Origin of the sequence: Streptomyces sp. (assembly GCF_036566765.1) — a bacterium.
Taxonomy (GTDB): Bacteria; Actinomycetota; Actinomycetes; order Streptomycetales; family Streptomycetaceae; genus Streptomyces.
This window is the reverse complement of record NZ_DATCVQ010000334.1, coordinates 1-10,427: the sequence shown is the minus strand read 5'-3', so window position 1 is coordinate 10,427 and position 10,427 is coordinate 1. Positions and strand designations below refer to the sequence as shown.

8 protein-coding genes and 1 pseudogene are annotated in these 10,427 nt (G+C 70.3%); 3 read left to right on the top strand and 6 right to left on the bottom strand.

Translation table 11 applies throughout. The annotated features are described in order from the left end of the window. Positions 1-136: 136 nt before the first annotated feature. The 6 genes from VIU94_RS19650 to rplU form a co-directional block, all read right to left on the bottom strand. Positions 137-1,318, bottom strand: coding sequence for a glycosyltransferase family 2 protein (locus VIU94_RS19650; RefSeq protein WP_331913136.1), 1,182 nt, complete (start codon positions 1,316-1,318; stop codon positions 137-139). 168 nt (positions 1,319-1,486) lie between these two features. After that, complete coding sequence (locus tag VIU94_RS19645) at positions 1,487-3,595, bottom strand: CDP-glycerol glycerophosphotransferase family protein (RefSeq protein WP_331913135.1); 2,109 nt, start codon at positions 3,593-3,595, stop codon at positions 1,487-1,489. A 143-nt stretch (positions 3,596-3,738) separates the two neighbouring features. Beyond that, positions 3,739-5,238, bottom strand: a complete 1,500-nt coding sequence (locus VIU94_RS19640) for an SDR family NAD(P)-dependent oxidoreductase (RefSeq protein WP_331913134.1) — start codon at positions 5,236-5,238, stop codon at positions 3,739-3,741. Positions 5,239-5,454: 216 nt separating this feature from the next. Next, positions 5,455-6,894 (bottom strand): GTPase ObgE, encoded by a 1,440-nt coding sequence (gene obgE, locus VIU94_RS19635; protein WP_331913133.1) that lies wholly within the window; start codon positions 6,892-6,894, stop codon positions 5,455-5,457. A 117-nt stretch (positions 6,895-7,011) separates the two neighbouring features. Beyond that, positions 7,012-7,266 (bottom strand): 50S ribosomal protein L27, encoded by a 255-nt coding sequence (gene rpmA, locus VIU94_RS19630; protein WP_331913132.1) that lies wholly within the window; start codon positions 7,264-7,266, stop codon positions 7,012-7,014. A 14-nt stretch (positions 7,267-7,280) separates the two neighbouring features. Beyond that, complete coding sequence (gene rplU, locus VIU94_RS19625; RefSeq protein WP_331913131.1) at positions 7,281-7,601, bottom strand: 50S ribosomal protein L21; 321 nt, start codon at positions 7,599-7,601, stop codon at positions 7,281-7,283. 269 nt (positions 7,602-7,870) lie between these two features. Between rplU and VIU94_RS19620 the strand changes: the two genes are divergently transcribed. From VIU94_RS19620 to VIU94_RS19610, 3 genes and pseudogenes are all read left to right on the top strand, one after another. Then, positions 7,871-8,635: a polyprenol monophosphomannose synthase gene (locus VIU94_RS19620; RefSeq protein ID WP_331913130.1), complete on the top strand. Its 765-nt coding sequence runs from the start codon at positions 7,871-7,873 to the stop codon at positions 8,633-8,635. Positions 8,636-8,703: 68 nt separating this feature from the next. Further along, positions 8,704-9,936, top strand: a complete 1,233-nt coding sequence (locus tag VIU94_RS19615) for a glycosyltransferase family 39 protein (protein ID WP_331913129.1) — start codon at positions 8,704-8,706, stop codon at positions 9,934-9,936. Positions 9,937-10,060: 124 nt separating this feature from the next. After that, positions 10,061-10,427, top strand: a pseudogene (locus VIU94_RS19610) (glycosyltransferase family 1 protein); the annotation flags it as partial.

Sequence of the window (10,427 nt, the reverse complement as noted above, 5' to 3'; positions counted from 1 at the left end):
GCGTACGGGACAGGTACCGGCGCCGCGCACCGCCCCGTCGGAGCCGCGTACCGCTCCGTCGGAGCCGCGTACGGCCTCGCCCGCACCCCAGCCGAACGCGAGCGCACCGGCGCAGCCCGACCGGGCCTGAGCCCCCTCAGCCCCCCGACGTCCCCGACCCCACCAGCCGCCGCCGCACCGCCCCCGCCAGCCGCCGGGCCTTGCGGCGGAGGCGGCGGTGCAGCGGCGGGCCCACGATCTCGTACGCGGCGTCAGGGATGCCCGCCGCGCGGTCGCGGAAGTACGGCAGCGCCAGGTATCTGCGGCCGAGGGAGGCGACCGTCTCCGGCTTCCGCCGCGCGCGCAGGAACTCCAGGATCTCCGTCAGCTCCGCCCCCTTGCCCAGCGCGGCGCAGGTGAGGCGGAGCCGGTCCTCGGGCTTGAACAGGCGGGCGACGCCGGGGGTCCAGTACTGCCGCATCAGCGGCGCGGCGAGCTCCAGCTTGTGCCGCAGCGTGTCCTCGTCCTGGCGGAGCAGGACGTGGCCGAACTGCGGCAGCAGGGTGGTCGCGAAGGGCCGGACCATCAGCAGATCCCGCTTCCTGCCCGGTCGTTCGTGCGCGGCGATCAGCTCCATCAGCCGCTGTGCGGACAGGAACCGGATGTCGTAGTTCCCGGTCTTGGTGATGTGCTTCCCGTCGTCGCGGCCCACCAGGTAGTAGCAGGTGTGGTCGGCGACGACGGAGACCCCGTTGCCCCGCAGGTACGCCTCCATCGTGAACAGCGCGTCCTCACCGGTCCGCATGGAGGTATCGAAGCGGATGCCGTGCCGGATGAGCAGCTCGCGGCGGAAGAGTTTCTGCGCGCTGAGCGTGAACTTCACGTTGGACGTGTGGATGTCGGCGCGTTCGACGGTGGCGCCCCACATCGACTTGGGCGCACCGCGGTCGACGCCCACGACCTTGCCGAGGATCACGTCCGTGCGGGCCCGGTCGCCCATCGCGACCATGCGCTCCAACGCCTCCTCGCCGAAGTGGTCGTCGGCGTCGAGGAAGAAGACGTAGCGGCCCTCGGCCAGTTCGAGGCCGGTGTTGCGGGGGCCGCCGGGGCCACCGGAGTTGGCCTGGTGGACCACGCGGGTGCGGACCTTGCTGCGGGTCGCGAACTCGTCGAGGTACTCCCCCGTGCCGTCCGTGGAGCCGTCGTCGACGGCGACGATCTCGACGCGGTCCGCGCCGATCGTCTGGTTCTCCACGGATTCGAGGCACTTCACTAGATACGGCATCGCCTCGTACGCCCCGATGATCACAGTGACGTCGGGGGTGGGGATTTCGGTCATCGGCACCTACTGCTGCGGCGGAGCTACGAGAGGCGGCGGGGCGCCAGGGAGAGCGCGCAGTCTGGCACGCGGGCCGCCGTGCGCACAAAAGCCCGCGAACACTGTCGGACAGTGTTCGCGGGCCTTCTCACGTGCGCGAACGCGCGGGAACGCGTCGGGGATCGTGCCTCAGCGGGCGGCCGGGGTTCGCTCCTCCGGCTCCAGGGAGTCCTCGGCCTCCCGGTCGATCTCCGGCGCGGTCGGCTGCTCCGCGAGCCGCTGCGCAAGGCCGGCGTTGCGCGCCTCGGCCTTGGCCGCGAGCGTCCGCAGCGCCGCGTTGAAGCGGTCGATGGAAGCGGGCTCGTCCGGGCCGAGCAGGTAACGGCGCAGGTCCTGGCGGGCGTCGGCGAGGGTGTCGGCGGCCGGGTCGGCGACCGCGTCGAGCAACTGGCCGAGCTCGGCGGCCGAGTTGGTCAGCACGATGGCGGCGCGGACGGCGGTGTTCTGGCGCTTGAACTCCTCCGCGCCCAGTTCCGCCGAGTCCGTGACCGCGTACGGCTTGCCGCTCGCGATGAAGTCGGAGACCACACTGGAAATGTCCGAAACCATTCCATCGGCCTCGTTGAAGCAGTCGTACAGCTGCGGCCGGGAACCGGTGACGACCTTGTGCTCCCACCAGCCGAAGGAGCGCCAGTACGCGTCGTTCCACTCGGCCCGCAGCCGTCGGGTCTCGGCCAGCCGCTCCGGGTCGGCGAGCGCGACCCGCGACTCCTCCGACTCGTCGCCGCCCTTGCGGAACGGGCTCTCCAGGACTGCGAGGCGCGCCTCGATGCGGGTCAGCTCGGCGCGGGCGGTCTCCTGGCCGGCGCGGGCGGCGGTCGCCTCCCCGGTCCAGCGGGGCTCGGCGGCGCGGGCCGCGGCGGCCTCGGCGATCATCTTCTGGATGCGCTCGTCGACGGCCTTGGCCTTCTTGTTCACCAGGCCGGTGAAGGGGTGCGGCTTGTAGATGACCCGCACCGGGTTCTCGGCGGTGAGCAGCGCGCGGACGATGTTCTCGCCGGCCAGCAGCAGGGAGGTGTTGCCGGGGTTGGCGTCCCAGCCCTCCCAGGTGGGGGCGTAGAGGATCGTGGGGATCGGGTTCTTCGGAGCCCCGGTCCAGCTCTTGATCGGCGCGAGCTGCGGGCGGCCGACCTCGGCGATGTCCTCGTCGCGGACGCCGACGTCGGCGAGCGCGTACCGGTCGCGGCCTGCCCGGCCGGCCGTCCAGACCTCGTCGTACACCTTGGAGAAGGGGTTGACGCTGGCGAGCTTGTCGCTGTCGCCGTGGCCGATGAAGACGTGCTTCATGGTCGGCACGCGCAGCATGTGGATGTTCTTGCCGGTGTTGGCGGCGTAGAGGGTGACCCGGGCCGAGGAGAGGTCGAGGTTCATCATGTGCGTGCCGCCGGGCACGCAGATGATCGGCACGTCGGTGGCGGCGAGCTTGGGGACGAGGGTCCGCTCGCGCATGACGATCAGCGGGCGGCCGTCGACCTGCTCCATCGTGTCCAGCCACATGTTGACCTGGTACGCGGAGGCGTCGGAGCCGGAGAAGTACAGGACGACGGTCGGCTGGTACTCGCGCAGCCAGTTGCTGACGGCCTTCATCACGGCGGGCGCGGACGGCACGAGGCGGCGGCGGCGCAGGTACGGGACGAGGAGCAGGACGTACAGCAGGCCGAGGCCGAGCGTGATGCCGATGCCGATGAAGCCGACGAGGGTGCGGCCGGTGGCGGCGGCCCACAGCAGGCCCGCGACCGCCGGGATGTCCAGGTGGAGCATCTTCTCGCCGGAGCGGTTCAGCAGGGCCTTCGGCGGCGCGTCGGCGATCCGCAGGGCGTGCAGGTCGACGTTCCGGGTGACGACCGGCATGGTGCGGCGCAGCCGGATCAGGGTCGTGAGCGCGCCCTGCGGGGCCTGGAGGGCGTAGAAGAGGAGGAAGCAGGCGACCGCGGCGTAGAAGATCGGCTGCTCGGCGAGGTTCTCGCGGGCGAGCAGCAGGATCAGCAGGAGCTGGCGCACCAGGAAACGGATCGGCAGGCCCGCTCTGACCTTGGCCAGCCGGTCGACCAGGTAACTGCCCTTGTGGTGCAGGTAGCGGTCGGCGGCGTAGGTCACGGCGCTCGCGCCGGCGAACAGCCAGATGTTGGGCATCAGGGCACCGGCGAGAACGCACGGATACCCCAGCGCCATGAGCAGAGCGGCGGCCAGCTCTGACCTGCTGCCCACGCGCGCCAGGCGAATGGCGGTCGAAATCACGAAGAACCTGCTCCAGAGGGGGGGTGCAGCTTATTCACATCAAACATGGGGGGAAATCCGATGAAACGGACCTTCACGAACTCGGGCCTCTGCAGTGGCGCATTGGCTACTGGAGAGGCCCGATAAAACACATCTGGCGAGTATTACACATCTTCCTGGCGGTCCAGGACGGCGGCCAGCGCCTGCTCGAACCCGGACGCTTCGGACGCCTCGCGGGTCGGGTCCTGCTGCCGGACGTCGATCACGTGACCGGTCAGATCGGAGAGCAGGACGTCGAGCGAGGTGCGGGCGACGGCCTCGGAGGAGAGCAGCGTACCGGCCGGCTCCTGGCCGAAGGCCTTGGTGCGCATCGGGGTCGCGGTCCGCTCCGGGTTGACGCAATTGACCCGGATTCCGTCGCCGGCCCATTCGTCGGAGAGGGCCTGTGTGAGGTTCACCATGGCCGCCTTGGTCGACGAGTAAAGGCTGTACTCGGCGCGGCCGCGGGTGTAGCTGGAAGAGGTGTAGAGCAGCAGCTGGCCCTTGGTCTCCGCCAGGTACTTGTACGAGGCACGGGCAATCTGGACCGGTGCCAGGTAATTGACCTGCAGCGCTTCCTGAATGGTCGCGTTGTCGGTTTCCGCGAGCTTTCCGATGCGGAGCACGCCGGCGGTGTTGATCACGTAGTCGATGCGGCCGGTCTCCGAGTACGCCGTGGTCAGCGCCTGGTCGATGTGCTCGGGGTTCTCGACGTGGGTGCCGGTGGTGGAGCGGCCCAGGGCGTAGACCTTGGCGCCGTACTGCTCGGCGAGCGCGGCGATGTCGGCGCCGATGCCGTACGAGCCGCCGAAGACCACGAGGGTGCGGCCTTCGAGGAGCTCGCGGTAGCGGGCCTCGTCTGCGGGGCGGGGGGCGGAGGCGGAGGCCAGCTGGAAGAGCTTGTCGGCGATGAAGACGTCGACGGGCTGGGTGACCTTCATGTTGTACTCGTCGCCCGCGACGACGTGGATCGGCACGTCGGGCAGGTACTTGAGCACGACGCTGCAGTCGTCGGTGGCCTGGAAGTTGGGGTCGCCGGCGGCGACCTCGTAGGCGCGGCGGATCGTGGAGAGCTTGAACGCCTGCGGGGTCTGGCCGCGGCGGAGCCGGGAGCGGTCGGGGACGTCGGTGATGAACTCGCCGTCCTCGCCGTGCGTGCGGGTCACGATGATCGTGTCCGCGGACGGGATGGCCACGTCGACGGCCTGGTAGCGGTCGAGGGCGTCGACGCAGTCCTTGATCACACGCTGTGACAGAAGCGGACGGACCGCGTCATGGAACAGGACGTTGAGCTCCTCGCCGTCCGCCAGGCCCTCCCCCAGGGCGGCGATGGCGCGCTCGGTCGTCTCGTTGCGGGTGGCGCCGCCCTCGATGATCCGGGTGATCTTGGTCAGGCCCGCCTTGGCGACGATCTTCTCGACGTCGGGGACGAAACCCGGGGCCATCAGCACGATCACGTCGTCGACGCACTCGGCCTGTTCGAAGATCGTCAGCGTGTGCTCGATGACAGCCTTGCCGGCGATCTTCAGCAACTGCTTCGGGATCGCGAGGCCGACGCGCTGGCCGGTTCCGCCGGCCAGGACGACTGCCGTGGTGCGGGGCTTGGCTTCATGCGGCACAGACACAGAACGACCTACCTTGCGACGACTGGGGGACCGTGTGATGGTCGCACTCTCCGTGACCGTCTCGCAAGGCGGACGCCGACGGCCCCACATCGTCAGGACACGCTGTGTTCACCGCGTGGGCAGGGGCGTTGAGCCCGTGGCCGCCGCGTCCCGTCGTGACCGATCACACAGCACGAGGGGCCGGCCGCCGAAGCGACCGGCCCTTGGAGCTGCGGTTTAGAACGGGTCGAACTCGTCGAACTCACGCTGCGCGTCGTCCCGCTCCGCCTCGCGGTCCCGGCGGCGCTGAGCGGCCGGACGCGGGGCCTCGAGGCGGTGGTCCTCGCCGCGGCGGCCGAGCATCTCGGCGCCGGCCATCATCGTCGGCTCCCAGTCGAAGACGACCGCGTTCTCCTCGGAGCCGATCGCGACGCCGTCGCCGGCGCGGGCGCCGGCCTTCATCAGCTGGTCCTCGACGCCGAGGCGGTTGAGGCGGTCGGCGAGGTAGCCGACGGCCTCGTCGTTGTTGAAGTCGGTCTGGCGGACCCAGCGTTCCGGCTTCTCGCCGCGCACGCGGTAGACGTCCTCGGCCTCGTCGTAGGTGACGGTGAAGCCGGCGTCGTCGACCGCCTTCGGGCGGATGACGATCCGGGTCGCCTCCTCCTTGGGCTTGGCCGCACGCGCCTTGGCGACGATCTCGGCCAGCGCGTAGGAGAGCTCCTTGAGGCCGGTACGGGCGACCGCCGACACCTCGAAGACCTGGTAACCGCGACCCTCAAGGTCCGTGCGGATCATCTCCGCGAGGTCCTTGCCGTCCGGGATGTCGATCTTGTTGAGGACGACGATGCGCGGGCGGTCCTCGAGACCGCCGTACTGCTTGAGCTCCTCCTCGATGACGTCGAGGTCGGAGACCGGGTCGCGGTCGGACTCCAGCGTGGCCGTGTCCAGGACGTGCACGAGCACGGAGCAGCGCTCGACGTGCCGCAGGAACTCCAGGCCCAGGCCACGGCCCTGGCTCGCGCCGGGGATCAGGCCGGGGACGTCGGCGATGGTGTAGACGGTCTGACCGGCCGTGACCACGCCCAGGTTCGGGACGAGCGTCGTGAACGGGTAGTCCGCGATCTTCGGCTTGGCGGCCGACAGGACGGAGATCAGCGAGGACTTGCCGGCGCTCGGGTAGCCGACCAGCGCCACGTCGGCGACGGTCTTCAGCTCCAGGACGATGTCCCGCGCCTCGCCGGGCTCGCCGAGCAGCGCGAAGCCGGGGGCCTTGCGGCGGGCGGAGGAGAGCGCGGCGTTGCCGAGGCCGCCGCGGCCGCCCTGGCCCGCGACGAAGGTGGTGCCCTGTCCCACCAGGTCGGCGAGGACATTGCCCTGCTTGTCGAGGACGACGGTGCCGTCGGGCACGGTCAGGACGAGGTCCTGGCCGTCCTTGCCGGAGCGGTTGTCGCCGGCGCCGGGCTGACCGTTGGTCGCCTTGCGGTGCGGCGAGTGGTGGTAGTCGAGCAGCGTGGTGACCGCCTGGTCGACGACCAGGGTCACATCGCCGCCACGGCCGCCGTTGCCGCCGTCCGGTCCGCCGAGCGGCTTGAACTTCTCCCGGTGAACGGAGGCGCAGCCGTGGCCCCCGTTACCCGCGGCGACGTGCAGCTCGACGCGGTCCACGAAGGTGGTCATGGTTGTTCCTCCAGATACATACGGGAATGTCTACTGCTTAACACGCGAAAGGCGGACCCGCTTCCCGCACGGAGGAAATCCGTGTGGGAAGCGAGGTCCGCCTCCGCAGTGATCCGATCAGGCGACCGGAACGATGTTCACGACCTTGCGACCGCGGAAGGTGCCGAACTGCACCGAGCCGGGCTGCAGGGCGAACAGCGTGTCGTCGCCACCGCGACCGACGCCCGTGCCCGGGTGGAAGTGGGTGCCGCGCTGGCGGACGAGGATCTCACCGGCGAGAACGACCTGACCGCCGAAGCGCTTCACGCCGAGCCGCTGGGCATTGGAGTCGCGACCGTTCCGGGTGGACGATGCGCCCTTCTTGTGTGCCATTGCTCAGTCCCTCTTTACTTCGCGGCCGTCGGGATGGACGTGACCTTGATCGCCGTGTACTGCTGACGGTGACCCTGGCGACGGCGGTAGCCGGTCTTGTTCTTGTAGCGCAGGATGTCGATCTTGGCGCCCTTGTGGTGGTCCACGACCTCGGCCTCGACCTTGATGCCGGCCAGGACCCACGGGTCGCTGGTGACGGCCTCGCCGTCGACCACGAGCAGGGTCGAGAGCTCGACCGTGTCGCCGACCTTGGCAGTGGAAATCTTGTCAACCTCAACGATGTCGCCGACAGCAACCTTGTGCTGGCGACCACCGCTGCGCACGATGGCGTACACGCGGATCTCTCTCTCGCTCGATGGGACCCCTGAAGCCAGCCGACCCAGCAGAATGCACAGGCGGCCTCCCCCATGCCGCACAGCGGCCCGGGAGGTGAGTTGCTCAGTGGTTGGCGCGCACATAGACACGCCGACGGTCAAGGTTACGAGGCGCGGTCCTGCGGGTCAAACCGGGCCATGGCATCAGCCCGCTCGCATGTGCGATGTAGATTCCGTGAAGCCCGCCTGACCATCCGGTCGAGCCGGCCCGACCATGAGGTGAAGGTGCAGTGACGGACGACGACCGGCAGGCGCGGGGGCCTCTGGGCCCGGTACTGGTGATCATCCCGACGTACGACGAGGCCGACAACGTCGCGGTGATCGTGGACCGGGTGCGTTCCGCGGTCCCGGAGGCGCACATCCTGGTCGCCGACGACAACAGCCCCGACGGCACGGGCAAGATCGCCGACGAGATCGCCGCCTCGGACGACCACGTCCATGTGCTGCACCGCCGGGGCAAGGAAGGGCTCGGCGCCGCCTATCTCGCCGGGTTCCGCTGGGGCATCGAGCGCGGCTACGACGTGCTGGTCGAGATGGACGCCGACGGGTCCCACCAGCCGGAGGAGCTGCACCGGCTCCTCGACGCACTGCCCGGCGCCGACCTCGTACTGGGCTCCCGCTGGGTCCCGGGCGGCAAGGTGGTCAACTGGCCGAAGTCGCGGGAGTTCCTGTCCCGCGGTGGCAGCCTGTACTCCCGCGTCCTGCTGGGCGTCCCGATCAAGGACGTCACCGGCGGCTACCGGGCGTTCCGCCGACAGACCCTCGAAGGCCTGGGCATGGACGAGGTCGCCTCGCAGGGCTACTGCTTCCAGGTCGACCTCGCCTGGCGCACGGTGAAGTCCGGCTTCACGGTGCGGGAGGTCCCGATCACCTTCGTCGAGCGGGAGCGGGGCGACAGCAAGATGAGCCGCGCCATCGTGATCGAGGCGCTGTGGCGCGTCACCGCATGGGGCATCGGAAGCCGCGCCCGCCGGCTCCTCCCCGGGCGCCGCTGAGCCTTCGTACGCCTTCCCAGCACAGCTGAGCCTTCGTACACCTCCACAGAGCAGCAGAGAGACCTCCCATGTCCGAGACACGGACGCACCCCGCGCCGGCGCCCCCCGTGGACGCGCCACGCTCCCGCCGCGGCCGGCCGGCCGGTTCGTACCCCGCCCGCGTACGCGCCGCCGCCGGCCGGGCCTGGCCCGCGCTCGCCGCGTACGCCCTGGTCCGGCTCGTCGGCGTGGTCGCCGTGGCGCTGCGCGCCGGGGAGGACGGACCGAGTCTCGGCACGCTCCTCGCCTCCCGGTTCGACACCGCCTGGTACCTGCACATCGCCCAGAACGGCTACACGGAACTCAGGCCCGACTCCTGCGTCGTCCAGGGCGAGCTGTGCAATTACGCGTTCTTCCCGCTGTATCCCGGGCTGGTCCGGGGCGCCTCCTCGCTCCTCCCGCTGCCGGTCGGCCAGGTGGCCTGGGGGATATCCGTCACGGCGGCGCTGCTGGCCGCCTGGGGCGTCTACGCCGTCGCCCGTCATGTGGCCGGCCACCGGGCCGGTGTGATCGCCGCGGTCCTGTGGGGCATCGTCCCGCACGCCGTGGTCGAGTCCATGGCGTACACGGAGCCGGTGTTCACCGCGCTGGCCGCCTGGTCCCTCTACGCGACGCTCACCCGCCGCTGGGTCGCCGCCGGAGTACTGGCCTGCCTCGCGGGACTGACCCGGCCGTCCGGATCCGCCGTCGTCGCCGCCGTCGTGCTCGCCGCTCTGTGGACCCTGTTCTCGTCCCGCTTCGGGAAGCGGGACCGGTCGGTCCGGCCCGGCCCGCTGCTGGCCGCCGTCGCCGTCGCTCCGCTCGGCTGGTTCGCCTGGTTCGCATGGGTCGGCCACCGCGCGGGCGACTGGCGGGGTTATTTCGACGTACAGGAGAAATGGGGCAGCACCTTCGACGGCGGCAGCTTCACGCTCCACCGCATCGCCGACGTGTTCCTGAAGACGCCGCTCAATCTGAACACGGCCGTAGGCGCCGCCACCGTGATAGCGGCCCTGGTGCTGTTCGTCGTCTGCGTGCAGCAGCGGCAGCCGCTCGTTCTGCTCGTCTACGCCGGTGTGCTCCTGCTCATCGCGGTGGGGGGCGCCGGCTACTTCCACTCCAAGGCGAGGTTCCTGCTGCCCGCGTTCCCGCTGCTCATCCCGATGGCACGGGCCCTCGCGGCGGCCCGCCCCGCGACCATGTACCTGCTGCTCGCGGCGGCGACCCTGGTGTCCTCTGTGTACGGTGTCCATCTCATGCTCGTCTGGAAGTTCTCGCCCTGATTTCACCGGTCGGACATGGGCCCACAACCCTTGCCGGGCGGGTTCGAACACCCGCCAGGGGGTTCCGAACAGGTGAGATAATCCGTACGGTCCATGTCCTGTACCCGGACCGTGGAGCTGCACAGTGCCGACACCCCAGATACCCGATGAACGGCTGGCGAACATCGCGCAGTGGGCCATATCCCGTATGGCGCACTCCGAGCGGGCGCTGGTGGCCGAGCGTGTGCTCGGGGCGGCCGGGCAGCGGGTGCGGGATCCGCGGGTCAGGGCGGACATTCTGATGGACGGGGCCGAGGCTCGGCTCGCCAAGGGGCATGTGCCGCGGCATCTGACGAAGGCGTACGTCGCGCGGCTCGAGCGCGCCGACGAGGAGCACGCGGCGGGGCGCTGGGCGGCCGCCGGCAGCGAGACCACGCGGGCGCTGCTCCTCGCGTACCACCGCGTGCTGCACGTCGACGGGCTCAGCTCGCCGCTCGCCGAGCACCCCGCCC